Origin of the sequence: Streptomyces tritici (genome assembly GCF_048500665.1) — a bacterium.
Lineage (GTDB): Bacteria > Actinomycetota > Actinomycetes > Streptomycetales > Streptomycetaceae > Streptomyces > Streptomyces tritici.
Genome location: NZ_CP183183.1, coordinates 89473 through 115239, shown reverse-complemented (window position 1 = coordinate 115239; position 25767 = coordinate 89473). Strand labels below are relative to the sequence as shown.

24 protein-coding genes are annotated in these 25767 nt (G+C 74.2%); 13 read left to right on the top strand and 11 right to left on the bottom strand.

Features of this window, described 5'->3' with window-relative positions; translation table 11 throughout:
- Positions 1 to 9: 9 nt before the first annotated feature.
- The 4 genes from ACNJ93_RS00595 to ACNJ93_RS00580 form a co-directional block, all read right to left on the bottom strand.
- Positions 10 to 966, bottom strand: coding sequence for an immunity 49 family protein (locus ACNJ93_RS00595; RefSeq protein WP_418961272.1), 957 nt, complete (start codon positions 964 to 966; stop codon positions 10 to 12).
- Positions 967 to 1128: 162 nt separating this feature from the next.
- Positions 1129 to 4146 (bottom strand): hypothetical protein, encoded by a 3018-nt coding sequence (locus tag ACNJ93_RS00590; protein ID WP_418955292.1) that lies wholly within the window; start codon positions 4144 to 4146, stop codon positions 1129 to 1131.
- Positions 4146 to 6008 carry an HSP90 family protein gene (locus ACNJ93_RS00585; RefSeq protein WP_418955291.1) on the bottom strand — a complete coding sequence of 621 codons (1863 nt, stop codon included), beginning with the start codon at positions 6006 to 6008 and terminating at the stop codon, positions 4146 to 4148. Before ACNJ93_RS00585 ends, ACNJ93_RS00590 begins: the two co-directional genes overlap by 1 nt.
- Positions 6009 to 6141: 133 nt before the next feature.
- A complete protein-coding gene (locus tag ACNJ93_RS00580) occupies positions 6142 to 6762 on the bottom strand; it encodes a hypothetical protein (protein ID WP_418955290.1) in 621 nt (206 codons plus the stop codon).
- A 527-nt stretch (positions 6763 to 7289) separates the two neighbouring features.
- Here ACNJ93_RS00580 and ACNJ93_RS00575 point away from each other — a divergent pair.
- The 3 genes from ACNJ93_RS00575 to ACNJ93_RS00565 are packed head-to-tail and all read left to right on the top strand — an operon-like array spanning position 7290 to position 9418.
- Complete coding sequence (locus tag ACNJ93_RS00575) at positions 7290 to 8210, top strand: squalene/phytoene synthase family protein (protein ID WP_418955289.1); 921 nt, start codon at positions 7290 to 7292, stop codon at positions 8208 to 8210.
- Between the two features lie 10 nt (positions 8211 to 8220).
- Entirely contained in the window at positions 8221 to 8958 is a 738-nt protein-coding gene (locus tag ACNJ93_RS00570; protein ID WP_418955288.1) for a VOC family protein, read from the top strand.
- Between the two features lie 19 nt (positions 8959 to 8977).
- The gene (locus tag ACNJ93_RS00565; RefSeq protein ID WP_418955287.1) at positions 8978 to 9418 is read left to right on the top strand and encodes a hypothetical protein; all 441 of its coding nucleotides are present in this window, start codon (positions 8978 to 8980) and stop codon (positions 9416 to 9418) included.
- A gap of 56 nt (positions 9419 to 9474) precedes the next feature.
- On the opposite strand, the gene ACNJ93_RS00560 is transcribed toward ACNJ93_RS00565, so the two are convergent.
- Positions 9475 to 10281 (bottom strand): crotonase/enoyl-CoA hydratase family protein, encoded by an 807-nt coding sequence (locus ACNJ93_RS00560; protein ID WP_418955286.1) that lies wholly within the window; start codon positions 10279 to 10281, stop codon positions 9475 to 9477.
- A gap of 59 nt (positions 10282 to 10340) precedes the next feature.
- Positions 10341 to 11594: an FUSC family protein gene (locus ACNJ93_RS00555; protein WP_418955285.1), complete on the bottom strand. Its 1254-nt coding sequence runs from the start codon at positions 11592 to 11594 to the stop codon at positions 10341 to 10343.
- 332 nt (positions 11595 to 11926) lie between these two features.
- On the opposite strand from ACNJ93_RS00555, the gene ACNJ93_RS00550 reads away from it, so the two are divergent.
- Both ACNJ93_RS00550 and ACNJ93_RS00545 read left to right on the top strand, forming a co-directional pair.
- Entirely contained in the window at positions 11927 to 12850 is a 924-nt protein-coding gene (locus tag ACNJ93_RS00550) for an NADP-dependent oxidoreductase (protein ID WP_418955284.1), read from the top strand.
- A gap of 92 nt (positions 12851 to 12942) precedes the next feature.
- On the top strand, positions 12943 to 13587 hold the full coding sequence (locus ACNJ93_RS00545) for a dihydrofolate reductase family protein (protein ID WP_418955283.1): 645 nt from the start codon (positions 12943 to 12945) through the stop codon (positions 13585 to 13587).
- Positions 13588 to 13693: 106 nt separating this feature from the next.
- Here the strand turns inward: ACNJ93_RS00545 and ACNJ93_RS00540 are convergent, their stop codons facing one another.
- Complete coding sequence (locus ACNJ93_RS00540; protein WP_418955282.1) at positions 13694 to 15355, bottom strand: FAD-dependent oxidoreductase; 1662 nt, start codon at positions 15353 to 15355, stop codon at positions 13694 to 13696.
- Positions 15356 to 15654: 299 nt separating this feature from the next.
- Between ACNJ93_RS00540 and ACNJ93_RS00535 the strand changes: the two genes are divergently transcribed.
- From ACNJ93_RS00535 to ACNJ93_RS00505, 7 genes are all read left to right on the top strand, one after another.
- Positions 15655 to 16782, top strand: a complete 1128-nt coding sequence (locus ACNJ93_RS00535; RefSeq protein ID WP_418955281.1) for a SchA/CurD-like domain-containing protein — start codon at positions 15655 to 15657, stop codon at positions 16780 to 16782.
- 70 nt (positions 16783 to 16852) lie between these two features.
- Positions 16853 to 17296, top strand: a complete 444-nt coding sequence (locus ACNJ93_RS00530; RefSeq protein WP_418955280.1) for a cupin domain-containing protein — start codon at positions 16853 to 16855, stop codon at positions 17294 to 17296.
- Positions 17293 to 18573, top strand: a complete 1281-nt coding sequence (locus tag ACNJ93_RS00525; RefSeq protein WP_418955279.1) for a beta-ketoacyl-[acyl-carrier-protein] synthase family protein — start codon at positions 17293 to 17295, stop codon at positions 18571 to 18573. The genes ACNJ93_RS00530 and ACNJ93_RS00525 overlap by 4 nt, the downstream gene beginning before the upstream one ends.
- Positions 18570 to 19850: a ketosynthase chain-length factor gene (locus ACNJ93_RS00520; RefSeq protein WP_418955278.1), complete on the top strand. Its 1281-nt coding sequence runs from the start codon at positions 18570 to 18572 to the stop codon at positions 19848 to 19850. Before ACNJ93_RS00525 ends, ACNJ93_RS00520 begins: the two co-directional genes overlap by 4 nt.
- Positions 19847 to 20107, top strand: coding sequence for an acyl carrier protein (locus tag ACNJ93_RS00515; RefSeq protein ID WP_418955277.1), 261 nt, complete (start codon positions 19847 to 19849; stop codon positions 20105 to 20107). The genes ACNJ93_RS00520 and ACNJ93_RS00515 overlap by 4 nt, the downstream gene beginning before the upstream one ends.
- Before the next feature lies 1 nt (position 20108).
- Positions 20109 to 20591 (top strand): SRPBCC family protein, encoded by a 483-nt coding sequence (locus ACNJ93_RS00510; protein WP_418955276.1) that lies wholly within the window; start codon positions 20109 to 20111, stop codon positions 20589 to 20591.
- A gap of 23 nt (positions 20592 to 20614) precedes the next feature.
- On the top strand, positions 20615 to 20947 hold the full coding sequence (locus tag ACNJ93_RS00505) for a TcmI family type II polyketide cyclase (protein ID WP_418955275.1): 333 nt from the start codon (positions 20615 to 20617) through the stop codon (positions 20945 to 20947).
- Between the two features lie 78 nt (positions 20948 to 21025).
- On the opposite strand, the gene ACNJ93_RS00500 is transcribed toward ACNJ93_RS00505, so the two are convergent.
- The 3 genes from ACNJ93_RS00500 to ACNJ93_RS00490 all read right to left on the bottom strand — a co-directional run bounded on the left by ACNJ93_RS00500 (position 21026) and on the right by ACNJ93_RS00490 (position 23751).
- Positions 21026 to 22054: a methyltransferase gene (locus ACNJ93_RS00500; protein WP_418955274.1), complete on the bottom strand. Its 1029-nt coding sequence runs from the start codon at positions 22052 to 22054 to the stop codon at positions 21026 to 21028.
- A 50-nt stretch (positions 22055 to 22104) separates the two neighbouring features.
- A complete protein-coding gene (locus tag ACNJ93_RS00495; protein WP_418955273.1) occupies positions 22105 to 23181 on the bottom strand; it encodes a right-handed parallel beta-helix repeat-containing protein in 1077 nt (358 codons plus the stop codon).
- A 171-nt stretch (positions 23182 to 23352) separates the two neighbouring features.
- Positions 23353 to 23751, bottom strand: coding sequence for a hypothetical protein (locus tag ACNJ93_RS00490; RefSeq protein ID WP_418955272.1), 399 nt, complete (start codon positions 23749 to 23751; stop codon positions 23353 to 23355).
- A gap of 153 nt (positions 23752 to 23904) precedes the next feature.
- Between ACNJ93_RS00490 and ACNJ93_RS00485 the strand changes: the two genes are divergently transcribed.
- Positions 23905 to 24720, top strand: a complete 816-nt coding sequence (locus tag ACNJ93_RS00485; RefSeq protein ID WP_418955271.1) for a DUF4389 domain-containing protein — start codon at positions 23905 to 23907, stop codon at positions 24718 to 24720.
- Here ACNJ93_RS00485 and ACNJ93_RS00480 read toward each other — a convergent pair.
- Complete coding sequence (locus tag ACNJ93_RS00480) at positions 24695 to 25738, bottom strand: hypothetical protein (RefSeq protein WP_418955270.1); 1044 nt, start codon at positions 25736 to 25738, stop codon at positions 24695 to 24697. The two genes, ACNJ93_RS00485 and ACNJ93_RS00480, sit on opposite strands and share 26 nt — an antisense overlap.
- Positions 25739 to 25767: the final 29 nt, after the last annotated feature.

Below are 25767 nucleotides of genomic sequence, written 5' to 3'. Positions count from 1 at the left end.
GGAGCACGCTCACTGCTTCGCGTGCCAACCGCCGAGGTCGTTCTCGCCCGACTCCGCCGCCCGCCGCATCGCGTCCGTCGTGCCCAGCAGCGCCGGCGGCAGGTAGGCGGAGCGGACGTCGAGCTCCCAGCCGTGCACCTGGACCGCCAGCGCGGCCAGGGCGAGGATGTCGAGCGGCAGCAGCGTCCGCGGAGCCGGGTCCTCGCCCACGCTCGCGCGGTACTCCACCAGCCGGGCGGCCAGGGCCTGTTCGAACGCGGCGCGGTCGTCGTCGAGCAGCACCCGCAGCAGCCGCTGGTCCGGCGTCAGATCCCCGACCGCGTCCAGCAGCCGAGCCGCCTCGGCCAGCTCCCCGGCCTCCGGCTTGCGCAGCGGCACCGTCGGCCAGTCGCGCGGCAGGTGACCGCTCGCCTCCCGCAGGTACAGGCACAGCGCGTCCATCGCGGCCATGCCGCCCGGGTCCTCGGGCGGGGTGAACTTCGAGTACGGCGCCCCCTTGCGGATCTCCGGGGCGCAATCGCCCCGCAGCAGCAGGCCGGTGACCCGCTGCCAGTCCCACATCAGCCCGCTGACCAGGGCCACCGCGAACGTGTCGAGCCAGGCGCGCGCCGACGGAGCCTCGTCGACTGCGTCGCTGAAGCTGATGTCCTCGCTGGTCAGCGCCGTACCCGCCAGCGGGAGCCGGATCTCCTGGTCACCATTGGGCCAGCAGTCGATGCTGAGCACGCCCAGCGAGCACTCCGCCGCCGTCCGCAGCGCGGACCACGCCGTGTCGTCCAGCACGGACTCCTTCACGACCCGCGCGGCGACATGGTCGAGCAGCTCGTCACCGAACGCGCGCAGCGTCCCCGGGGAGACGTGGTCGTAGAACATGCTGTGCCAACGGCCCCACGCCCGCCCCTCGATGTCCTCCAACGCCCGGGCGAGACGCTCCTCGCCGACCTCGTGATGCGCGACTTCCTGCACGGCTGTGTCCTCCATGATCGTTCCACCGGTGCGGGCACGCTATCAGCGGCCTCCGACAACGGCCGGAACGCGCCCCGGGCCCGGCCGTACGACACGGCCGGAACGCGCCCCGGGCCCGGCCGTACGACACGGCCGGGCCCGGGACGAAGGGACGGATCAGGCTCAGCGCCCGTGCGGCAGGCGCGACATGTACTCCTCCCGCAGGGAGTCGAGGATCTGCGCCGCCTCCGGCAGCCCCGCCTTCCGGCAGCGCGCCGCCGCCGTCGTCAGCCGCGCGATGGCCTCGTTGAACCGACCGAGCGCGTTGCCCTCGATCAGCGCCGCGATCCGGGTCGCCTCCGCACGCGGCGACTCCCCGTCCTCGCCGCCCTCCCCGTGGGACGCGACGGCGGCCTCCGCCTCGGCCAGCGCCTCCTCGAACCGCTCGGCCTGCGCCAGCACACGGGCCCGCCGGTAGTGCACCGTGCCCCGCTCGAACCAGGGGTAGAAGTCCTCCGTGCCCGCCGGCACGGACGCCACCAGCGCGTCGGCCTCCGCGAGGTGCCTCAGCGCCGCCTCCAGACCCTCCGGCCCCTCGGCGTCCACCTTCAGCCGCGCGAACTCGCACATCATGTGCGTGATCAGCGACGGGTTCGGCGCCTCGGCGTGCGCCGCGAGCGCCCGCCCGTACGCCGCGTCCGCCGCGTCCCAGCGGTCCGCGAGGGCCAGCGCGACGGCCGTGTCCGCCGTCACCATCGTGCGGATCGGGGCGTCGTCCTTCCAGCCGGAGACCGTGTCCGCCAGCTTCAGGAACTCCTCGGCCGACGGCAGGTACTCCTCCAGCTCGCGCAGCCCGCGCGCCAGCGACAGCCGGATCTGCGCGACCATCCGCTCGGGGAGCCGGTCCGCCGTCTCCTCGGCGACCAGCGACTCCAGGATCGCCACCGCGTCGGCCTGCTGACCGGTCCGCATCAGCACGTCCACCAGCTGCAGCCGCACGTCCGCGGCCTCGTCCGGCGCCCCGGACTGGTCGAACCGCGCGGCCGCCTCGGACAGGTGGCGCACCGCGCCCGCGTGGTCGCCGAGGTGCGAGACGGCGTGGCCGAGCATCGCGTACGTCGGCGCCATCGGGAAGTCCGCGTCGTCGTACCGCACCGCGTCCGCGATCGCCTGGTGCAGCAGGTCCACCGCCTCCGCCGCCCGGTCCTGCGCCATCAGGATCTGCGCGAGCAGGGCCCGCGGACGCGAACCGCGCCACGGCCGGCCCGCGGCCTCCAGGTCCTTCAGAGCCGCGCGCAGCCCCGCCTCGGCGCGCGCGAAGTCGCCGTGGCGGCCCGCCACGTCGGCGGCGAACTGCCGGGCGTTCGCGACCTGGTGGGGCACCGCCAGGCGCTCCGCCTCGGACTGCAGCGCCCGGACGCACGCCTCGAAGCGCTCGACGGCGGCGGGGGAGGGCTCGCCGTCCCCGCGGCCCAGCTCCCGGTAGGCCGCGTACGTGCGCGCGTAGTACACCGCCAGGTACGCGAGCTTGCGCTCCAGCGCCAGGTCGTCGCCGGCCGCCGCCTCCGCGGGGCCGAGCGCCTCGCCCGTGAACGGCGCCTCGGTCTCCAGCCGCCGCGCCTCGCCCAGCAGCTCGTCGAGCGCCTCCCGGATCCCGTCGGCGTCCAGCCGCGCGGAGCCCGTGGCACTCTCGTCCTCCCCGTCGGCGGGCGGGTTCGCCCACGCCAGCGCACGGGCCCGGGACGACAGCGCCTGCCACGGCATGCCGATCCGCGCGTACAGCTCCGCCGCCCGGCGCACCTCGACGCCGGCCTCGTCGTCGCGGTCGGCCATCGCCAGCTCGCCCGCCCGCTGCTCGGCGAGCTCCGCCTGCAGCAGCTCCGGCGGGCCGAGCCGGTCGTCGTGCACGGCGCTGCCGTCGGCCAGCCGCTCGGCGATCCGCTTCCACAGCCGGGAGTCACCCGGGTGCCCCGCGGTCGCCATCCGCCGCGCCTCGCGCACCAGTGCCACGAAGTCGTCGGGGATCTCGACGGAGGCGGCCCCCGCGGCGGCGGGCGCCGCGACCGGCGCGGCCGCGGCCGCCGCCGGGCGGGCGACCGACGTCCGCAGGCCGAGCGGCAGCGGCGCGTCCAGCAGCGGACGCTGCGCCAGCCGCCACCGGCGGCTGTCTCCGACCGTCGTGGTCCCGTTGCGGGCGTCGAAGGCCGCGGTCAGCCGGTCCGCCTCGGCGCGCACGTGGCCGAGCAGCTCGACGGCGGTCCAGTTCCGTCCCGGCGGGCCCGCGACGGCCGTGTCGGCGTGCCCGTCCTCCACGATGCGGGCGAGCAGCAGCTCGACGCCCGTCAGGAACCACAGATGGGCCAGCGGGGCGCCGTCCGCCTCGAACAGCGGCCGGTTCTCGGCCAGGATCTCCAGGCCCCGGCCCTCGTTGCGGGACAGGACGCAGAACTCCAGGTGCCGGCCGACCCAGGACTGCATGCCGGTGTTCCCGCGCACCCGGCGGTAACCGGTCAGGTGGTGCGAACGGGCCTCGTCGAGGCGGCCGGTGCGCAGCAGCGCCCCGAGCGCGAGGGCCTGGCTCATCTGCGGCTCCTCGGCGCAGCCCATCGCCCCCTCCAGCACCGGCCGCAGCGTCTCCAGGGCCTTGGCGTCGTCGCCCTCGCGCATCTGGTGCTCGGCCAGGTGCCGGGTCTCGCACGCCTCGCAGTCGCTCAGCTCGGTCCGCGGCCGGGTGACCCACAGGTCGTACGCGTCGGCGACGCCGACGCCCGTGTGCGCCGCGACGTGGTAGCGCATCGCCGCCACCGGCTGCATGCCGTGTCCCGCCTTCTCGTACCGGCGGCGCATCTCGTCGACCCAGCCGTGGATCGACGCCAGCGGCACCTCGGGCACGTGGAGCAGCGAGGTCGCGACCCACTTGAAGCGCCAGTAGACCTGGTGCGCCTCCCACTCGCTGAACTCCTCGGGCGACTCGTCCCAGAGCTTCAGCAGCCGGCCGAAGACGACCGGCGACTTGCGGTACTCGCCGGTGAACTCGTACGCCGTCATCAGCTCCAGCAGGGCCGTCACCAGGACGTCCGGCTTCTCGAACTGACCGGCGGCCTCGACGAGTTCCTCGGCGGTGACGGTGCGCTGCAGACCGTGCGGGCGGTCGTGGTTCTCACGCAGCGCCTCGATCACGGCCTCGGGGGTGTCCAGCATCAGATGTCCTTCCGGGGCCCGGCGCCGTCCGCGTCCGTGCCGGGGTTGTGCATGGCGTGGGTGAGCAGGCCGATGAAGGCCCGGTTCAGCAGGGCGCTCTCGCTCGCCTTCAGCGGACGTCGGCTGAGCAGCAGGGCCTGCCCGTAGAGCGCCTCGGCGGTGGTGACGGCCAGACCGCGCTCGGAGATCGTGATCGCCTGGCGGACCAGCGGGTTCAGGTGGTTGAGGACCAGCTGGGCGCGGGGCGTCTCGTGCCGCAGGGAGCCCAGGATGTCGGCCCACAGCCCGTCGCTCTCGGCGGCGAGGCTCGACCGGCTGCGCTCGTGCCGCGCCTCCCGGTTGTCGAGCAGCAGCGCCGGCGCGGTCACCGGCTGGAAGTCGCGCAGCACGACGTCGCAGTCGTGCACGCCGATCGTCTCCCGGGCCACGGCGAGGAACGCCGCCGCGCGCAGCTCGGCCGTCGGGTCCACCGCGTCGAGATGCGCGGTCACCGTGGCCGGGTCCAGGTCGGAGACGGTCGTGCCGGGGCGGATCTCCGGCAGCCGGTGCACCAGGTCGCGGTCGTACGTGTAGCCGCCGTTGACGACGCCCAGGCCGGCCGCCGCGGCGATCGGGGCGACCTGCCGGAACTCCTCGACGCTGCGGGTGACCAGCAGCGTCGGATGCGTCCGCGCGAACTCCTCCAGGGTGATGTTGCCGTCGGTGGTCTCGAACGGCAGCCACGGCAGCACCACGCGCAGCAGCTCGTCGTCGTACCGGGCGAGGGCCTTCACCGCGAGGTGGTGCGTGTCGATGAACCGGTGCAGCAGCGCCGGGTCGCTGGCCGCGAGCCCGGTGAGCCAGTCCCGGATCCGGTCGCCCAGGGCGTCCCGTACGGCGGACAGCGTGCCGTCCTCGTACAGCGACTCGCGCGAGGCCGTCGGCCGCAGGCTGGTGGTGTCGACCACGCAGCGCACGAAGAACGCCCAGTCGGGGAGCAGTTCGGGCGCCCGGTCGGTGAGCAGCATGCCCTTCAGGTGCACCCGGTGACCGGCGCGCTGCGCGGGGCTCACGGCCGTCGGCAGCACGTACGCGACACCGCGCAGCCCGGCCGCCGGCAGGTCCAGCTCGATGCTGTCCAGCGGGGTGAAGTCGAACAGCTCGCGGCAGTACGCGGTCAGCGCCTCGCGGCGGGCGAGCGGGGAGCGGTGCGTCCGCTCCCACGGCGGAGTGTCGTTGATCCGCACCTTCTCGCCCTGCGGGTCCACGACGGTGACCTCGTGCCGCAGCAGGCCGCCGTAGTGCCGGGCCAGCTCGACGACCTGCCGGGGAGACGTCCATTCGGCGTTGTCGGCGCGCGGGACGAGCCGCACGGTCGTGCCCGGCTCCGGCACGGCCGAGGACGGCAGCGTCCGGATGGTGTACCGGCCGTCGGAGTGGCCCCGCCACTCGACCGCGGGCGCCGCCGGGTCGCTCGCGGACCGGCTGAGCACGGTGATCTCGTCGGCGACGACGAAGCAGGCCAGCAGGCCGATGCCGAACTGGCCGATGAACTCGCCGCGGGCGGACTCCAGCCCGGCGCCGTCGAGGGCGCCCTCGGCGGTCCGCTTGGAGCTGCGGCCGATGGTGGCGAGGAAGCGGTGCACGTCGGCCTCGGTCAGACCGATGCCGGTGTCCGTGACGGTGAGCGTGTCACCGGTGCGCACGGTGATCGTGCCGGGCGCGCCGGGGGACGCGGCCTGGCGGGCGGTGATGGCGTCCACGGCGTTCTGCAGCAGCTCGCGCAGATAGACGCGGGGACTCGAATAGAGGTGGTGGGACAGCAGGTCGACCAGGCCGCGCAGGTCGACCTGGAAGGTGTGGGCGGTCTCGGAAGGGGACACCTGACGGAATCCTTCACTGGCGCGTCGGCGCCGGCGCGCGGCGCGGACGGGAAGTCGGACGGAGGAGTACGGGGGCGACGGGCGGGACTTCAGGGGCGGGCGGGACGCTCGTCGCGGCGCGCCGCCGCCCGGGTCAGCGCCCGGCGGCCGCGCGGTGCTTGCGGTAGGCGGCGACGGGATCGGAGCCGTTCAGGTAGTCCCACGGGGACTCCGTGACGCGCCCCTCCGTGGCCTGGAAGCACTCGCGGGCCGAGGCGCGGTCGCCGGCCAGCGAGAACGCCATCGCGAAGCTGTTCAGCAGGCCCAGCCAGGAGCCCTCCCGGACGAAGTCCGGGTGCCGGTACGAGTGGTCCGCCGCCTGCCGCAGGGACTCCACCACGTCGGGCCGGCGCATGTACGCCTCGTCCGGGCCGGCGTCGAGCGACAGCCACTCCTCGATGTGCGCGTCCGCGACGAGCTGACCGAGCGGCGTGCCGCCGGGAGCCTTGAACACGGACTCGCGGGCGAAGGCGTGCATCTCCTCGTGCGAGCCGCCCCACTTCTTGCAGATCTGCTGCAGCTGCTGCTCGTGCGCGCCCAGGTGGTACGGGTCGCGGCGCACGGTCGCCTCGAACCGGCGGCGTGCCGACACCTGGCCGACCTGCAGACCGCGGCCGGTGACCTGCAGCACGTACCAGGGGGAGGTCCAGCCCGGCTCGAGCTCCGCCGCGCGGTACAGCCACTCCTCGGCCTGGCGCAGCCGCTCGTGGAACACCTCGAACTGCTCGCGCGAGACGTCCTTCGCCCGCGCCGGGTCCGGGCCTCCCAGCCCCAGCTGACGTAGCGGATGCCGGCGACGGTCAGCGCCAGCGCCGACTCGGGCTCCGCCTTCAGGACCTCGCCGATCCAGCGCTCCACGCCGGCCGTGTCGGCCACGGCCCACAGCAGCCCGGTCCGGTCCCGGCTCTCCGGCCGCGCCTCCAGCACGGTCCGCACGGTCGCCCAGTCCGCCGCCTCGGCGGCCGCCCGGATCCGGGCCACGTCCGGATCGCTGGACCCCTTCTCCAGCCGCGCCTCCGGCCGGCTGGTCCATCGTCCCAGCGTGAGCCCCCAATCACGGAGCAACGCCATGTCCCCACCCCTTGGTGTTCTCGAACGGGGAGGCCAGTGATCACCCCCCTCGTGGAGGTAGTGACTATCACGCACGACTGACATTCGCACATCCGTTTACCGACGCCCCGCCTCGGCTCGGCGATGATGGTGCCGGCCGTCCGCAGGGGCGGCGGCGACAGGAGGTCGGACATGTGGAATCGGGTCCTCGACCGGGCCGGGGTACCGGATCCCGGGCTGCGGCGGGACTACACGCTGCAGCGCCGGGCGGTGCGGCGGTACAGGCCGGCCGAGTACACGGCCGCCCGACTGCTGCTGCCCGCCGCGCTGCTGCCGGACGTCGTGGCCGCCGTCGCCTTCATGCACGAGACCGACGACCGCGTCGACCGCGGCGCCCGTGACGAGCGGGCCGCCGCGCTGGCGGCGTGGGACGGGCACGTCCGCAAGGCGCTCGACGGCGGCGACGCCGAACTGCCGGTCCTGCGCTGCCTGGTCCGCACCGTGGAGCGGACCCCCGCCCTGCGCGCGCATGTCGAGGAGTTCCTGCGGGGGGCCGAGCGCGAGGCGGAGTGGCGCGGTGTGGCGGACGAGGACGACTTCGCCGCGTACGTACGCGCGTACTCCCTGCCCGGTCTGATGCTCACCGCCTGCCTGCTGGCCCCGGCCGACCCGGTGCGCCGGGCGGCCTTCACGGACGGCTGCCACCGGATCATCGCCGGCATGCAGCGCCTGGACTTCCTCGAGGACCTGTCCGAGGACCTGCGAGAGGGCCGCCCCGGCGTCCCGGCCGACGCCCTCGCCCGCCACGGCGCCGAACCCTCCCGCCCCGACGCGGCGCTCGGCCGGGTCGTCGCCGAGCAGGCGGACCGCGCGGCGGCGGAACTGGCGGGCGGGGAAGGGGTGGAAGCGGCGGTGGACGACGCGTTCCGTCCGTTCGTCCGCGCCCTGCTCGGCGTCCAGCGGCTCCGCCTGGACGCGGTGCGCCGCGCCGGGGCGTCCCTCGCGGTGCGGACCTCCGGGCCGGCACCGGCCGCGGCCGCCGCGCTGCTGCTGAGGGAGTGGAGAGCACGGCGGGCCGGGAAGGGGCCGAGGGCCCCCGACCGGCCCTTCTAGGATCTGCGGCATGGCAACAAGGCTTGTGCAGATCAACATGAAGGCGCAGGACGACTCCGCGCTCGGCCGGTTCTGGGCGGAGGCACTCGGCTGGGGCGTCGACAGCGAGGGGCCCGGCGTCACCAACGTCGAACCCGTGGGCTTCGACTACCCCGACCCCTCGGCCGTCTGCATCGACATCATCGCCCGCCCGGAGCCCAAGACGGTGAAGAACCGGGTGCACGTCGACCTGGCCACCACCTCCACCGCCCATCAGACGGAACTGGTCGCGCGCCTGAAGGACCTCGGCGCGACGCTCGCCGACATCGGCCAGGGCGACGTCCCCTGGACGGTCATGGCCGACCTGGAGGGCAACGAGTTCTGCGTCCTGGAGCCCCGCCCGGTCTACCGGGACACCGGACCGATCGCCGCGGTGGTGGTCGACTGCACCGACCCCCGCGAGATGGCCCGGTTCTGGGGCCGGGCGATGGACTGGACGGTGCACGAGGTCACCGACGACCAGGCGACCCTGCGCTCCGCCCAAGGTGTCGGCCCCTACCTGGAGTTCGTCCGCACCCCCGACACCAAGCGCGTCTGGAACCGCGTCCACCTCGACGTCAGCCCCTACCCCGGCGACGACCTGGAGACGGAGGCGGCCCGGCTGCGCGCCCTGGGCGCCACCGACCCCGGGATCGACCAGTCCCAGATCGCCTGGACGGTGCTGGCCGACCCGGAAGGCAACGAGTTCTGCCTCCTCACGCCTCGCTGACCTCGAGAAGGAGTTCTCCGTGAACCGTGACCTGCGTCGCCCGGCCGTCGTGGCGCTCGGCGCACTCGCGCGCGGCGACGACTGGCGCGACCGGGCGGATGCGGGTCACGGCCTGGCGGCGTTCGCCGAGATGCCGGAGGCCGTCGAGCCCCTGCTCGCACTCGTGCTCGATCCTCACGACACCTTCGTGACGCGACGGACCGCGGAGAGCCTGTTGCGGCGGAAGGACAGGGCGGGGCTGGCGATCGTCGCGTCCGCGCTGGCGGTCGCCGACGACAACCACGCCGACTGGATCCACACCGCCGTCGTCGATGTCTTCGGCTTCTTCTGGGCCGACCTGGCGCAGGCGCTGCGACTCTGCGAGGAGATGACGGGCGACGCCGACGACGATGTCGCGCGCGGGGCCCGCCGGCTGCACGAGAGCCTGGCAGCGATCGACCCCGTTCTCCGCCCCGCGTAGCACCGCGTCCGGTGGCGCTGCTTCCGCCGGCGGTACCTGGTCCGCCGGACAGGCCCCTAGTCGTCGAACGAGCCGTGCCGGCCCGCGCCGGAGGTGAAGCGGGTCGCGCCGGCGAGGGTTTCGCCGGTGGTCAGGGGGACCATGCCGTGGCGGAGTTCGGCGGCGAGGGCCTCGGGTTCGGGGAGGCCGTGCTGTTCGAGGACGGACAGCCGGTCGTGCCGGAGGCAGAGCTGCGGGAACGCGGCGATCTCGCGGGCCAGCTCCTCCGCCGCCCGCCGGGCCCGCCCGGTCGGGACGACGCGGTTCGCGAGCCCGATGGCGTGCGCCTCGGACGCGGGGACGGGGCGCCCGGTCAGGATCAGATCCATGGCGCGGCTCTCGCCGATCAGCCGGGGCAGACGGACGGTGCCGCCGTCGATGAGCGGCACGCCCCAGCGCCGGCAGAACACCCCCAGCACCGCGTCCTCCTCGACCACCCGCAGGTCGCACCAGAGGGCCAGTTCCAGACCGCCCGCCACCGCGTGGCCGGCGATCGCGGCGATGACGGGCTTGGTCAGGCGCAGCCGCGTCGGGCCCATCGGCCCGTCGCCGTCCGGCGCGACCCGGTTGCCGCGCCCGGTGCCGACGGCCTTCAGATCGGCGCCCGCGCAGAACGTGCCGCCCTCGCCCCACAGCACCGCCACCGACGCCGTCTCGTCGGCCTCGAACGCCCGGAACGCGTCCGCCAGTTGCCGCGCGGTCGGCCCGTCGACGGCGTTGCGCGCGGCGGGCCGCGCCAGCACCACGGTCGTCACGGGCCCGTCCCGCTCGACGCGGACGGTGGGGTCCTGGCATTCGCCGGTCGTCCCGGAGGTCACAGTCACCCCGGCATTCTCACGCCCCGACGCCCACCCGGCCAGAGCGCGACCGGTACGCCCGGCGGTCAGCGTTCCGCCGAGCGGCCCGTCAGGGAGAAGACACGGCGCCGGCGCTCCTCGCGGCTCCGCGTGGTGCGGTCCAGCTCCTCCATCAGACGGCGGCCCCGGTGGTCGGGGTCGAGTTCGTCCAGGACACGGTCGATCTCGGCGAGCAGCGCCCCGTACAGCTGCCACAGCTCCGGGTGCCGCGCGTCCTCCCGCAGCAGCACGGCGGCGCGGTCGCGGGCGGACCGCGCGGACGCCAGGTCGCTCGTGAGCCGGTGCTCCGCGGCCTCCGCGCCCTCGCTGACGTTCGAGGTGACGAGCACGGCGAAGCTCACCAGCGCGTCCCCGAGGTCGCGCAGCGTCTCCTCCAGCGCCGCGCTCGTGTCGGCGCGGAAGAGCGCCGCGCCCCGCCGGTGCTTGGCCAGGTCCGTCAGCGTGCGGGCGAGCACACGCAGCACGACGGCCGAGATCTCCAGCGTGTCGAGCCCGGTCCGCAGCACGATGCGGTGCAGCAGCCCCTCCTTCACCCGCGGGTTGAACCGCAGACTGTCCTCCGCCTGCCGCAGGGCCGCGTCCACGTCCGCCACGTCGTTGTCGAGCCGCCGCGCCTCGTGGAGCCGCGCGGCCGCGCGCTCGAAGGACGCGGTGGACGGCACCGGACCCGCGTCCGCCCGGTCGTCCTCCTCGGTCTCCGGCGAGGTCAGCTCCTCCCCGATGTCCAGCAGCAGCCGGCGCATCTGACGGGCCAGGTCCACGATCGACTCCCCGGCGGTGTCCACCCAGACGGGCGGCACGAGCACCACGTTGAACAGCAGCCCCACCACCGCGCCGATGACGGTCTCCAGCACGCGGTCCCAGGCGGTGTCGGCGACCTGCGTGACCCCGAGTACCAGCATCGCGCTGATCGCCACCTCCGGGACGAACTCCTCCACCCGGACGAACCGCCCCACGACCAGCGACGCCAGGATCACCAGCGCGAGGCTCCACCAGGTCAGTCCGACGAGCACGCTGAACGCGATCGCGATGAGGACGCCCACGACGACCGAGTTCACCCGTCGCAGGCTCGTCGTCAGCGTGGAGTACAGCGTCACCTGCACCACCAGGAGCGCGGTGAGCGGCGCGGTCAGCGGCACCGGCTCCGAGCTGAGGCCGAGCGCCACGACGTACGAGATCGTCGCCGCGGCGGTCGAACGCACCGTCTGCACCACCGCCGGGTCCCGCCGCCAGCGCTGCCATACGCGGACGGGCGAGAGCAGGGGCGAGCGCTCCGCCATGGGTACTCCTCCTCGGGTGAGCCGAAGTGCCGGACCGCCGGCGAGCCGGTGACCCCGGGAGCGGATCGCGGGCCGACGATCGGATGGGCGGCGTACCCGCACACGCCTTCCCGTCCCGCGCCCGGCCGAATCGTGCCGATCCGGGCATCACCCCGTTCCCCCGCCCGCCGGTCCCGCACACCCCCAGGCCCTGGCCGGCCCGCACACCACCCGGATGGCCCCGGTGCGTCGCCGCCCCGAACCGCCGGCCGTCCCGGGGGCCGCCCCCGGGGCCGTCCCCAACGACGGGCCCCTGGGAATGAACTCCCGCGGGTCCGTCGTTGGGCACGATCATGAAGGCAATCACCTATGACGCATACGGAACGACCGGCATTCTCAAGCTCGTTGAGCGTCCGGAACCCAAGGTCGCCCCCGGCGAGGTGCTCGTCCGCGTGAAGGCCGCGGGAGTCAATCCGGTCGACTGGAAGCTCGCCGCCGGCTACCTCGACCCGGTCTTCGAGGTCCGGTACCCCGTGGTGCCCGGCTGGGACGTGGCCGGCGTCGTCGAGGCCGTCGGGCCCGACACCCACGAGTTCGCCGTCGGCGACGAGGTGTTCGGCTACGTCCGCAAGGAGTGGGTCGAGCTCGGCACCTACGCCGAGTTCGTCAGCGCGCCCGTCCGCACCCTCGCCCACAAGCCCCGCGCCCTCAGCTTCGAGCAGGCCGCGGGCGTCCCGCTCGCCGGTCTGACCGCCTACCAGTCCCTGACCCGTCTGAACGTCTCCGCCGGCGAGACCGTGGTGATCCACGCGGCGGCCGGCGGCACCGGCTCGCTCGGCGTGCAGACGGCCGTGGCGCTCGGCGCCCGGGTGATCGGCACCGCGGGGGAGCACAACCACGACTTCCTGCGCGGCCTCGGCGCGGAGCCCGTGACGTACGGGGACGGCATGGCGGACCGGATCCGCGCGCTCGCCCCGGAGGGCGTCGACGCGGCCCTGGACTTCCACGGCGGCCCCGGCGCGGTCGAGACCCTGCGGTCCGTGGTCCGGCAGCAGGACCGGGTGCTCACCATCGCCGACCCGGAAGCCGCCGCCAAGGGCGTGCCGTTCCTCTGGGTGCGCCCCGACACCGCCGACCTCGCGCACCTGGCCGCCCTCGCGGACGCCGGGAAGCTGACGGTCGACATAGCCCACGCGCTGCCCCTCGCCGAGGCCGAACGGGCGTGGGAACTGAGCGCTTCCGGCCGTACCCGGGGAAAGATCGTCCTGACCGTCTGACGCCACCTTCGTGTCCGCCGATGAGTTCCGTCCGCCGCGACGGTCTCCACCTCGTCGGACACGACCCCGCGACTCAGGAGGAGTACCACCCCGTGGTTCAGCTACTGCGCGTCCAGAACTTCAATGTCTCGAGCGACGGCATCGCCGCCGGCGAGGACCAGACTTTCGAGCGGCCGTTCGGCCACGTCGACCCCGAGCGGCTGTTCTCCTGGGCCGGCGCCACGGCCAGCTGGCCGATGCGCACCGACCCCGGAGGCAGCCGGGGGCTCGACGACTACCTGACCCGCGACTTCGCGCACAACATCGGCGCCGAGATCATGGGCCGGAACAAGTTCGGACCGCAGCGCGGACCCTGGGAGAACGAGGAGTGGCGCGGCTGGTGGGGTGACGAACCGCCGTTCCGCACGCCGGTGTTCGTCATGACCCACCACCCGCGTCCCTCGTTCACCCTCTCCGACACGACGTTCCACTTCGTCGACGCCGACCCGGCCACCGTGCTCGCGCAGGCCCGGGAGGCGGCCGACGGCAAGGACGTACGGCTCGGCGGCGGGGTCACGACGATCCGCGAGTTCCTGGACGCGGACCTCGTGGACACCCTGCACGTCGCCGTGTCGCCGGTGAAGCTCGGCTCCGGGCTGAAGCTGTGGGACTCGCCGGAGGACCTGCTCGACCGCTTCCACCTGGACGTCGTGCCGAGCCCCAGCGGCGTCACGCACCACCTGTTCTGGCGCAAGTGATCCGAGGCGCCCCAGGGGCCCCTGACCCGCCCCGCCGCGCCCGCTGACGCGCCCCGGGGCAGCCGCGGATCCGTCTCCGCGCTGCCCCGGGGCCGGACGCCGGGCGTCAGGACCTGCTCAGGACCGCCTTCAGCACCTCGCCCAGCGCCGCCTCTGGATCCTCCGACGCGCCCTCCGACCGCCACGCGACGAACCCGTCCGGACGCACCAGCACCGCGCCGTCCCGCGTCACCCCGTACGTCTCCGCCCAGTCCTGGCCGTCGGCGGGGGAGAGGTCCGCCTCCGGCTCCGTGCCGATCCGGTACGCCTCCAGCGGCACCGACAGCCGCCGCGCGACCGCCTCCGCCGCTGTGTGCCAGGCCCGGCCGGCCGGCGACGCCGAACTCAGGAACACCAGGGACCGCTCGTACAGGTCCAGCGCCGACACCCGCGCGCCGGCCCGGTCCAGCCACAGGTGCGGCGCCCGCGTCCCCGGCTCGCCCGTCAGCCGCAGCCCGTCCGGCACCACCGGCACCGACCCGTCCGCGCCCACGACCGCGCCCCGCGGATAGCGGTAGCCCAGCACCACGTTGAGGATGCCGCCCTTCCGGCCCGTCGCAGCGCCCGTCCCCGGCGCGTACCCCGGGTGGCTGTGCTCCACCGAGCGGGCCGACGCCCGCTCGCTGGTCGCCTCCGCGACCGGCCGGCGCTCGGCGTCGTACGAGTCCAGCAGCGCCGGGCCCGCCCAGCCGCCGATCACCGCGGCCAGCTTCCAGGCCAGGTTGTGCGCGTCCTGGATGCCGGTGTTCGAGCCGAACGCGCCGGTCGGCGGCATCTCGTGCGCCGAGTCGCCGACGAGGAACACCCGGCCGTCCGCGTACCGCTCGGCGACCCGCTCGGCCGCGTGCCACGGCGCCCGGCCGGTGATCTCCACGTCCAGGTCCGGCACGCCGACCGCCCGCCGGATGTGCTCCCGGCACCGCTCGTCGGTGAACTCCTCCAGCGTCTCGCCCCGGTCCGGGTGCCACGGCGCGTGGAACACCCAGCGCTCCCGGTTGTCGACCGGCAGCAGGGCCCCGTCGGCCTCCGGGTTCGTCAGGTAGCAGACGATGAAGCGCCGGTCGCCGACGACGTCCCGGAGCCCGCGCGAGACGAACGTGACGCTCACGTTGTGGAACAGGTCGCCCGGACCGCTCTGCGCGACGCCGAGGCGTTCCCGGACGGGGCTGCGCGGGCCGTCCGCCGCCACCAGGTAGTCCGCGCGGATCGTTTGGTGCTCGCCCGTCTCACGGCTCTTGACCTGCGCGGTCACCCCGTCCGCGTCCTGCTCGAAGGACATCAGCTCCGTGGAGAACCGCAGGTCGCCGCCGAGCTGCCGGGCCCGCTCCAGGAGCACCGGCTCCAGGTCGTTCTGGCTGCACAGGCACCAGGAGGCCGGGCTGAAGCGGGAGAGCCCGCCGCCCGGGTCGATCTCCCGGAACAGCCACTCGTCGTCACCGCCGCCGCCCGCCAGGACGGACGTCTGCAGGATGCCGTCGTTGCCCGCCAGGACGGCCGCGGCCTGCTCGATGCGCTGCTGGACCCCGGCCGACCGGAACAGCTCCATCGTGCGCACGTTGTTCCCCCGGCCGCGCGGGTGGATCGACGTGCCCGCATGGCGCTCGACGAGCACGTGCGGGACTCCCAGGCGGCCCAGGAAGAGCGAGGTCGACAGGCCCACCAGTGAGCCGCCGACGATGAGGACGGGGGTGCGGTGACCGGCCTCGCCGGCCCGATCGAGTGGGTTCATTGCTTGCCTCCGGCGTCGTGCGCGACGCCACCTCGGGGGTGGGACGCCTATGCCTTCCCGTTCGAGGCGCCGTCCGCATGCCCGGAGCACCCGGTTGAGCCGCAGTTCACTCGTCCGCCCCGTGGGGCTCGCGCGCGGAAGCGCCTCATGTCGACCATCGGCACATGACGACCCCGGCCTCCCCGACGGGCAGCGCTCCCCTCCCGGACGGCCCGGTACCCCACGGACGGCCCGGTCCCCCAGGGACGGCGCGGTCGTCCACCCCCCGACTCTCCTGACCAAGAGAAGAGGTGCGCCGGATGACCAACTCGGGACGCGTGTCGCAGTCGGCGTTCGACGGAAGCAGGCTCCGGGTGATCCTGCTGCTCGACCTGTACGACGGAGCCCAGGAGCAGTTCCTGGAGGCGTACGAGACCATGCGCCGCCAGGTGGCCTCCGTGCCCGGCCACATCAGCGACCAGCTCTGCCAGTCCATCGAGAACCCGTCGCAGTGGCTCATCACCAGTGAGTGGGAGAGCGCCCCGCCGTTCCTCGCCTGGGTGAACAGCGAGGAGCACGTCGAGACCGTCAAGCCGATGCACGCCTGCGTCAGGGACACCCGGTCGATGCGCTACAGCATCCTCCGGGAGACCGGCGCGGACCACCGGCCCACGGCGGGGCGGGCGGGGAGCGCCACGGAGGCGGCCCCGCGCGTCGGCGACGGGGTGGCGCGCCACGCGCTCACCTTCACCGTCAAGCCCGGCTCCGAGTCCAAGGTCGCGGAGATCCTGGCCGGTTACCGGTCGCCCAAGGCCCAGGTCGACGAGAAGACGCGACTGCGCCGCACCTCCCTGTTCATGCACGGCAACCGCGTCGTGAGGGCCGTGGAGGTCGAGGGCGACCTCCTCGCCGCGCTGCGGCACGTCAGCCGCCAGCCGGAGGTCCGGGCGGTCGAGGAGGCCATCAACCCGTACCTGGAGCAGGACCGCGACCTCACCGACCCCGAGTCCGCGCGCGTCTTCTTCACCCGCGCCGCGCTCCCGGCCGTCCACCACGTGACGGCCGGCCGGCCCGCACCCGGCGGGGACCTGCGGCGGCACGCGCTGTACTACCCGGCCAAGCAGGGCCGCGGCACGGACCTGGCCCGGCTGCTCGCCGCCCAGGACGCGGCCGCCGCCGACGACCCGGACAGCCCGGTCCACGCCAGCACCGTCTTCCAGCGCGACGACATCGTCGTCCGCCTCATCGACGTCACCGGCGACCTCGACCTCGACCCGCTCGCCGCCCTCGGCCTCCACGGCCCCCGCAAGGCCGCCGTCCTCGAACGGCTGCTCGACGGCGCCTCGATCGGCGTCGAGGGCTCGCTGCAGACGGACCGCAACATCAACCGGCTCCTGTCGCACGCCGACATGCTGCCCATCACCGACCGCACCGCGGCGGACTCCTGACGGAGGGCCGCGGCTCCGGCCGCGGCCCTCCGCACCCCAGTACGCCCTGCCACACCCGGAGGTAACAAGCATGCTCAAGCAGCGTCCGCGCATCGTGAACCTGAGCGAGACCGAACCCAACCGCAGGCGGGGAGGCGACCTCAGAGCCATGCTCACGCCCGCCACCGTGGGTTCCACCAGCGGCTTCATGGGGCTGGCCATCATGCAGCCCGGCGAGCGCATCGGCGAGCACTACCACCCGTACTCCGAGGAGTTCGTGTACGTGGTCTCCGGCGACCTCGAGGTGGACCTGGACGGCGAGACCTTCGCGCTCCGGCCCGACCAGGGACTCCTCATCCCGATCGACATGCGCCACCGCTTCCGGAACGTCGGCGACGTGGAGGCCCGCATGGTGTTCCACCTCGGCCCGCTGGCCCCCCGGCCCAGCCTCGGCCACGTCGACACGGAGGAGACCGACACGGCCGCGACGGCAGCCGTCGGCGACCCCGTGCACGCCCCCGGGGCGCTGGAGTGACCCGCCGCGTCGCCGTGACCGGTGTCGGGGTGGTCGCCCCGGGCGGCACCGGAGCCGCGGCCTTCTGGGACCTGCTGGCCAACGGCCGCACCGCGACCCGCGGGATCACCCTGTTCGACCCCGCGGGCCTGCGGTCCCGCATCGCCGCCGAATGCGACTTCGACCCGCGCGCGCACGGCCTCGACCCCGATCTGTGCGAACACGCCGACCGGTACATCCAGTTCGCGGCCGTCGCCGCCGACGAGGCGGTCCGCGACTCCGGACTGGAGTCCGCGCTCCGGGACGGCACCCAGGATCCCTGGCGGGTCGCCGTCTCCCTCGGCAGCGCGGTCGGCGGCACCACCCGACTGGAGCACGACTACGTGCAGGTCAGCGAGAGTGGCCGGCGCTGGGACGTGGACCACCGGGCCGCCGACCCGAAGCTGCACCTGGCGTTCTCGCCGAGCACCCTCGCCTCGACGGTGGCCGAACGGTTCGGCGCGCGCGGACCCGTGCAGACCGTCTCCACCGGCTGCACCAGCGGCCTCGACGCGGTCGGCTACGCCTACCACACCCTCGCCGAGGGCCGCGCGGACGTGTGCATCGCCGGCGCCTCCGACTCCCCGATATCCCCCATCACCATGGCCTGCTTCGACGCCATCAAGGCGACGTCGCCGGACAACGACGACCCGGAGCACGCCTCCCGCCCCTTCGACGCGGACCGCAAGGGCTTCGTCATGGGGGAGGGCGCCGCGGTGCTGGTCCTGGAGGAGTACGAGCACGCCCGCGCCCGTGGCGCCACGGTCTACTGCGAGATCGGCGGCTACGCCACGTACGGCAACGCCTACCACATGACCGGACTGACCGCCGAGGGCCTGGAGATGGCCCGCTCCATCGACGCCGCGCTCGACCAGGCGCGGCTCGACCCCACCCTCGTCGACTACGTCAACGCGCACGGCTCCGGCACCCGCCAGAACGACCGGCACGAGACCGCCGCCGTCAAGCGCTCGCTGGGCGCCCACGCCTACGACACGCCGATGAGCTCCATCAAGTCCATGGTGGGGCACTCGCTCGGCGCGATCGGCGCCATCGAGGTCGCCGCCTGCGTCCTCGCGCTGCGGCACCAGGTCGTCCCGCCGACCGCCAACTACGAGACCCCCGACCCCGAATGCGACCTGGACTACGTCCCGCGCACGGCCCGCCCCCGGAAGCTGCGTCATGTGCTCTCCGTCGGCAGCGGCTTCGGCGGGTTCCAGTCCGCGGTGCTCCTCAGCGGGGCGGGCGGGAGGACACCATGAGCAGCACAGGGCACCCACCGAACGCGGTCGTCACCGGCATGGGGGTGATCGCCCCCAACGGCCAGAACGCCGACGCCTTCTGGAAGTCCGTCCGCGAGGGCCTCGGCGTCCTCGACCGGATCAGCCGCGAGGGCTGCGAGCACCTGCCCCTCAAGGTCGCCGGCGAGGTACGGGGCTTCGACGCCTCCGCCCTCATCGAGGAGCGCTTCCTCGTCCAGACCGACCGGTTCAGCCACTACGCCATGGCCGCGGCCTCCCTCGCCCTGAACGAGGCCGGCCTCGGCCCGGACTCCGCCCCCGAGGACCCGTACTCCATCGGCGTCGTCACGGCCGCCGGGTCCGGCGGCGGCGAGTTCGGCCAGCGGGAGCTGCAGAAACTGTGGGGCCAGGGCTCGAAGTTCGTCGGCCCGTACCAGTCCATCGCCTGGTTCTACGCGGCCTCCACCGGCCAGATCTCCATCCGCGGCGGCTTCAAGGGCCCCTGCGGCGTGGTCGCCAGCGACGAGGCCGGCGGCCTCGACTCGCTGGCCCACGCCGCCCGGGCCGTGCGCCGCGGCACCGCCACCATGCTGGTCGGGGCGGCCGAGGCGCCCCTCGCGCCGTACTCGATGGTGTGCCAGCTCGGCTACCCCGAGCTCAGCACCGTCGAGGACCCCAGCCGCGCCTACCGGCCCTTCACCTCCGCGGCCTGCGGCTTCGTCCCCGCCGAGGGCGGCGCCGTGCTCGTCGTGGAGGACGAGAACCGGGCCCGCGACCGAGGCGCCGCCGTCCGGGCCACCATCGCCGGCCACGGCGCCACGTTCACGGGCGGCTCCCGCTGGGACCGGTCCCGCGAAGGGCTCGCCCGTGCCATCCGGGTCGCCCTCGACGAGGCCGCGTGCGCCCCCGAGGAGATCGACGTCGTGTTCGCCGACGCCCTCGGCGTGCCCGAGGCGGACCGCGCCGAGGCGCTGGCCCTCGCCGACGCCCTCGGCGCCCACGCCGCGCGGGTGCCCGTCACGGCGCCCAAGACCGGCATCGGGCGCGGCTACTGCGCGGCGCCCGTGCTCGACACCGTGGCCGCGGTGCTCGCGATGGAGCACGGCCAGGTGCCCCCCACCCCCAACGTGTACGACATCTGCCACGACCTCGACCTGGTGATGTCCCGTGCTCGGCCCGCCGAGCTGCACACGGCCCTCGTCCTCAGCAGGGGACTGATGGGTTCCAACGCGGCGCTGGTCGTGCGCCGCGGCGGCGAGTCCGCCCGGCCGAGCCGGGCGGGAAGGAGAAACACATGATCACCACCGAAGTGACCTACGACGAACTGGCCACGCTGATGAAGCAGGCCGCCGGCGTCACCGTCGACCCGCGAGAACTGGAGGAGTCCGCGCAGACGCCGTTCTCGGTCCTCGGCATCGACTCGCTCGGCCTGCTCGGCATCGTGGGCGAGCTCGAGAACCGGTCCGGCCGCTCGCTCCCCAACGACGCCGAGCGCTGCAAGACCCCCGCCGAGTTCCTCGCCCTCGTCAACGACACCCTCAGGAACGGAAACTGACATGCCCGGCCACACCGACAACAGCATCACCATCGACGCCCCGCTCGACCTCGTCTGGGACATGACCAACGACATCGAGAACTGGCCCCGCCTCTTCAGCGAGTACGCCTCCGTCGAAGTGCTCGCCCGCGAGGGCGACTCCACGACCTTCCGGCTGACCATGCACCCGGACGAGTCCGGCAAGGTCTGGAGCTGGGTCTCCGAGCGCACCGTGGACCGCGCCGCCAGGACCGTGCGGGCCCGCCGCGTCGAGACCGGCCCCTTCGCCCACATGAACATCATGTGGACGTACGAGCAGCTGCCCGGCGGCGTCCAGATGCGCTGGGTGCAGGACTTCGCGATGAAGCCCGACGCCCCGGTCGACGACGAGTGGATGACCGACAACATCAACCGCAACTCGCGCACCCAGATGGCCCTCATCCGCGACCGCATCGAGCAGGCCGCCCGCGACCGCCGCCAGACGGCCCCGGTCGTCTCCGGCTGACCACGCCCCAGGAAGGACGCTCGATGCACCACACCCTCATCGTCGCCCGCATGGCGCCCGGCTCGGCGCCGGCGATCGCCGACGTGTTCGCCGAGTCCGACCGGGGCGAACTGCCGCACCTGGTCGGCGTCGACCGGCGCAGCCTGTTCCAGTTCGGCGACGTGTACCTGCACCTCATCGAGGCCCAGCAGGACCCGGGGCCCGCCATCGCGAAGCTGGCCGGCCACCCCGAGTTCCGCGGCGTCAGCGACCGGCTGGCCGCGTACGTCAGCGCCTACGACCCGCAGACCTGGCGCAGCCCCAAGGACGCGATGGCGCAGTGCTTCTACCGCTGGGAGCGCTCGCCCCGCGGCTGAACAGGCACCGAGAAGTCCCGAGGCCGCCGGCCCCGCGTCACACGCGGAACCGGCGGCCTCGGGACGTTCCCCCGGCGACTAACCGGGGACGGTGCACTCGAAGGCGTGCAGATACGCGTTGACCGGCCGGATCTCGCCGATGGCGAGCCCCGCCCCGGTCAGCCGCTCGACCAGGCTCTCCCGGGTGTGCTTCGCACCCCCGACGTTCAGGAGCAGCAGCAGGTCCATGGCGGTGGTGAACCGCATGGAGGGCGAGTCGTCCACGAGGTTCTCGATCACCACGACCCGCGCGCCCGGACGCGCCGCCCTGCGGACGTTGGCCAGCGCCCGGCGGGTGCTGTCGTCGTCCCACTCCAGGATGTTCTTGATGATGTACACGTCCGCCCGGACCGGGATGTCCTCACGGCAGTCCCCGGCCACCACCCGCACCCGGGAGGCGAGCGCCCCGCCGTCCCGCAGCCGCGGATCGGCGTTCTCCACCACGCCCGGCAGGTCGACCAGCGTGCCCTGCAGCGCCGGGTGCTTCTCCAGCAGGCTCGCCAGGACGTGCCCCTGCCCGCCGCCGATGTCCGCCACCGAGGACACGCCCCGCAGATCGAGCAGGTCGGCGACGTCCTGCGCCGACTGCCGGCTCGACGTCGTCATGGCCCGGTTGAACACGTGGGCCGACTGGGGCGCGTCCTCGTGGAGGTACGGGAAGAACTCCTTCCCGTACACGTCCTCGAAGACCGGGCGGCCGGACCGCACCGCCTCGTCCAGCTGCGGCCACACGTCCCACGTCCACGGCTCGGTGCACCACAGGGCGATGTACCGCAGACTCTGCGGATCGTCCTCGCGCAGCAGCCGGGACATCTCCGTGTGCCCGAACGCGCCGTCGGGCTGCTCCGCGAACACACCCTGGCAGGCCAGGGCGCGCAGCAGCCGGCGCAGGGTCCGCGGCTCGGTCTTCACCGCCGCCGCCAGATCCTCCGCCGTCATGGGCGAGTCGCCCAGGGCGTCCGCGACGCCCAGCCGGGCGGCCGCGCGTACGGCGGCGGCGCACGCCGCCCCGAAGACGAGCTCCCGCAGCCGCATGGGCGGCGGGGGAGCCGGATCGATCGTCGTCATCTGTGGCCTTGCCTTTGCTGTGCGCGGGGAGGGGTCGGTGGGGCGAGAGGTCAGCACATCCCGGCCGGCTCGGAGACCGCGCACCGGTTGCCGGTGAACGCGTTGCCCTTGCCGGTGTCGCGGTCGGCGAGGTCGGCGGTGCTGTTGCCGAGCACCACGTTGTCGCGGATCTGGTTCTGCTCGTTGACCGCGCCGACGAAGCTCTTGAACAGCACGATGCCGCCGGAGAGCGGGGACGCGCCCACGTTGTCCACGACCCGGTTCCGCTCCACCAGCGTCTCCTCGGCGCCGGTGAGCACGATCCCCGAGCCCTGCAGGAACGGGAGCCGCGGCGTCGCCGGGCAGTGCTTGTTGTTGGCGCGCACCTCGTTGCGGAGCACCTTCGCCGCCGCCCGGGGCCGCGACTCGTCGCCCACCACGAACACGCCGGCGCAGTTGCCGGTCACCACGTTGCGCTCGACGGTCACGTCGCGCAGCCGGCGCACGGTCACGCCGATCCGGTTGCCGGTGATGCGGTTGCGGCCGATCGTGGTGCCCTCGGCGTCGGTGGATCCGTGCTCCCGGTCGACGGTGTTGGCCACGAACAGCCCTGCGTCGCCGTTGTCCCGGGCCACGTTGTGGGTGAACGAGCCACGGACGGACCGCTCCTGGCCCAGGCCCCACTTGCCGTTCTTCTCGGCGACCACCTGCCGCACCTTCAGCCCGTCGGTCCGCGTGGCCCACAGGCCGCTGGCCGTGTAGCCGCGCAGCGTCAGCCCCCGCACGGTCACGCCCGTGACCGGCGCGCCCTCCTTCCCGGTCACGCAGATGCCGTTGCCGGCCTTGGCGCACGCGTCGTCCGCGGCCGCGCCGGTGGCGGGCACGAGGACGGTGGCCAGCGCACCGGAGCCGCGCAGGGTCAGGTTCGAGGTGGTGATGCGGACGCTCTGGCGGTACGTGCCGGGCGCGAGCAGGACGGTGTCGCCGGGCTGCGCCGCGTCCACGGCCTTCTGGATGGAGGCACCGGCCTTGACCAGGTGCACCTTCGGACCGGCGGGCAGGGCGACGGCGGTCGGGACGGCGGCGGCGAGCGCCGTGGCCACGACGGCCGTGGCGCAGGCCAGGCAGGAGATCTGTCGTTTCGTCATAGGGCCGAAGCTAAGAGCGCCGCAACCGCCCTGCCACCGCTGCTCGCCCAGCCGGGCCCACGGGTACGCCCCCGCGCGCGGGAAAGGGCGCCGCCCGGCCCCGTCCTCGGTGCGCGCGCCGCGCCGGCTCCCGCCGCCGGACCGTGCCGCGCCGCCGGCCGAAGCCGCCGGTCAGAGGGCGGCGAACACGTCCTCGGGAACGTCGCCGAGCACCAGACCGTTGTCCAGACGGACGCGGAGCGTCGATCCGGGACGCCTCCGCTCCTGGTACGCCTCCCACGCGGGCTTCAGCGACGCCAGCTCCTCCACGAGCCGCTGCCGGCTCGCCGGCGGCATCTGGGAGCCGTAGCCGTCCAGGAGCGAGGCGAGCCGCTCGTACTCGCGCACGTCGTGGCCCGGCTCCGCCTCCCTGGGCTCGTCCACGCGCTCGACCGTGCCCTCGGCCCCGGCCGCCAGGGACAGCGACCCGGCGAACGCGGCCGCCTCCGGCGCGTCCCCGGCCGGGACCACCGCCCCGGCCAGCCTGAGTTCCGCCACCAGCCGCACCCGTCGGCCCGCTTCCAGCGTCATCGGTCCCTCGCCCCTCCGTCGATCCGCCGTCATTATCCCGGCCGCCCGCGCTCCCACGGCACCGGCCGTGACCCCTGTGGCCCCCGCGGCGGTGCGGGCGGCGCCCGACCGGGCCAGCATCGAGGCAACCCCTGGACCCCTGCGGAGGCCGCCGTGACGACAGCTTGGGAACCGCGCTCCCCGGACGGCGCCGACAACGGCGAATGGCGCCCCGCGCTCGACGTGCCCGCCCCCGGCCGGCAGCGGCGCTGGACGATCCTGCTGCGCTGGCTGCTGCTCCTGCCCCAGTTCGTCGCCGTCGTCCTGCTGTCCCTGGCCGCCTTCTTCGTCACCGTCGCCGGCTGGTTCGCCGCCCTGGTCCTCGGCCGGCTGCCCGACCCGATCGCGCGCTTCCTCGGCGGATTCCTCGCCTACCAGACCCGCGTCTCGGCCAGTGCCGCCCTCCTCGTCGACCGCTACCCGCCGTTCGCCTTCGACGCCCCCGATCATCCGGTGCGGATCGAGCTGCGCCAGAGCCCGCTGAACCGGCTCGCGGTGTTCTTCCGGCTGATCCTCGTGATCCCCGCCGCGATCGTCAGCAGCCTCGCCTCGACCGGCTGGCTCACGATCTGCTGGGTGTTCTGGCTGATCGCCCTGGTCCTGGGCCGGTTGCCCGGCCCGGTGTTCGGCGCCACGGCCGCCGTCGTCCGGTACCGGATGCGGCTCTCCGCCTACCTGTCCCTGCTGACGCCCGTGTACCCCAAGGGCATCCTCGGCGACCCGCCCGCGCCCGCCGCCCACCGCGCCCCCTCCGCGACCCGGCCGCTCGTCCTCGGCACGGGCGCGCAGGCCCTGGTGTGGCTCCTGCTGCTGCTCGGCCTCGGCGGCCACCTCGCCTCGGGCACCGCCGACTACGACGCCGACCGGTACGACACCGGCTCCGCGAGCGCGCGTCGGGGGCCCGTCAGCCCAGCGGAACGACCGGCCTGACGAGCGTGCCCCGCGTGTGCGGACGCCCGCCGACGTACGCGCCCTGCTCGGGATCGCGGTACGCGCTCGCGAGGATCAGGAACTGCCCGAACTCCGTCTCCCCGCCGCAGGACGCCCCGCCGCCGGCCGCGCCGCGCACCTCGCGGCGGTCGGTGGTCAGCTCCCACTTGTACGAGCTCTGCGCCATGTACAGCGCCGGCGCGTCCGCCGCGAAGTGGACGCCGTCGGGCGTGACGAGGACGTTCTCGTCCTCCAGCCACTGCGTCGGCACCCGGTCCCCCCAGGGAAACAGACCGCGTGACCCGTACGCGTAGGCGTGCTCCCACTCGTCCGGGGTGGGCAGCCGCCGGCCGGCCTGGGCGAGCCCGTGGGTGACGCCCTCGTACGTCGTGTGGGCCGCCAGCCAGGCGGCCGTGGGACGGCCTTCGTCGTCGAACCGCACCCGCCCGCACGTGCGGGTGTCGTCCTCCGGCAACGCGAAGTCGCCGACGCGCTCCTGGAGTCCGGGCCGCCACTCCTCGACCAGCCGGGCGATCACCGGGTGGTCGAAGGGGGCCGGTGTCACTCCGGCCTCGTGCGCCCGGGGAGCGGCGAGGAACGCGTTCAGGGACACGACGCGCGGCGGCGACGTGAGGGCGGCGACATGGGCCCGCATCTCGTCGACCGTCCCGTCGTCCCACAGCGCCCGCGCCTCGTCCCGGTCGTCGACGGTCTCGTAGCCGTACGCCGGCAACGGGTCGAGGGCGCGGTAACTCCCCAGGTACGACAGGACCTCGTCGTCGGTCGGCGTCCAGGCGGCCGCGTCGAACCCGAGCCGCACCTCCCCGCCCGGGACGAAGACGAACGGCTCCCCGCCGACCTCGATCTCGGCCCGGAACGCGGCCCGGCCGGCCCACTCCCGGCGGCTCACGGACATCACCGTCCCGCCCACCCGCCGCGCGGCGGCCTTCGCGATGGTCAGGGCGGCACCGTGCTCGCAGCGGAGCCACTCGTCGAGGGACACGTCGGAGACGGACATGCGGGGCAGTATGCCGAAGCCCACCTGCG

Coding starts and splice junctions, on each gene's coding strand:
- ACNJ93_RS00590 (WP_418955292.1), bottom strand. CDS start 4,146: ATGCTGGACACCCCCGAGGCCGTGATCGAGGCGCTGCGTGAGAACCAC.
- ACNJ93_RS00575 (WP_418955289.1), top strand. CDS start 7,290: ATGTGGAATCGGGTCCTCGACCGGGCCGGGGTACCGGATCCCGGGCTG.
- ACNJ93_RS00570 (WP_418955288.1), top strand. CDS start 8,221: ATGGCAACAAGGCTTGTGCAGATCAACATGAAGGCGCAGGACGACTCC.
- ACNJ93_RS00555 (WP_418955285.1), bottom strand. CDS start 11,594: ATGGCGGAGCGCTCGCCCCTGCTCTCGCCCGTCCGCGTATGGCAGCGC.
- ACNJ93_RS00550 (WP_418955284.1), top strand. CDS start 11,927: ATGAAGGCAATCACCTATGACGCATACGGAACGACCGGCATTCTCAAG.
- ACNJ93_RS00540 (WP_418955282.1), bottom strand. CDS start 15,355: ATGAACCCACTCGATCGGGCCGGCGAGGCCGGTCACCGCACCCCCGTC.
- ACNJ93_RS00535 (WP_418955281.1), top strand. CDS start 15,655: ATGACCAACTCGGGACGCGTGTCGCAGTCGGCGTTCGACGGAAGCAGG.
- ACNJ93_RS00530 (WP_418955280.1), top strand. CDS start 16,853: ATGCTCAAGCAGCGTCCGCGCATCGTGAACCTGAGCGAGACCGAACCC.
- ACNJ93_RS00520 (WP_418955278.1), top strand. CDS start 18,570: ATGAGCAGCACAGGGCACCCACCGAACGCGGTCGTCACCGGCATGGGG.
- ACNJ93_RS00515 (WP_418955277.1), top strand. CDS start 19,847: ATGATCACCACCGAAGTGACCTACGACGAACTGGCCACGCTGATGAAG.
- ACNJ93_RS00510 (WP_418955276.1), top strand. CDS start 20,109: ATGCCCGGCCACACCGACAACAGCATCACCATCGACGCCCCGCTCGAC.
- ACNJ93_RS00505 (WP_418955275.1), top strand. CDS start 20,615: ATGCACCACACCCTCATCGTCGCCCGCATGGCGCCCGGCTCGGCGCCG.
- ACNJ93_RS00500 (WP_418955274.1), bottom strand. CDS start 22,054: ATGACGACGATCGATCCGGCTCCCCCGCCGCCCATGCGGCTGCGGGAG.
- ACNJ93_RS00495 (WP_418955273.1), bottom strand. CDS start 23,181: ATGACGAAACGACAGATCTCCTGCCTGGCCTGCGCCACGGCCGTCGTG.
- ACNJ93_RS00490 (WP_418955272.1), bottom strand. CDS start 23,751: ATGACGCTGGAAGCGGGCCGACGGGTGCGGCTGGTGGCGGAACTCAGG.
- ACNJ93_RS00480 (WP_418955270.1), bottom strand. CDS start 25,738: ATGTCCGTCTCCGACGTGTCCCTCGACGAGTGGCTCCGCTGCGAGCAC.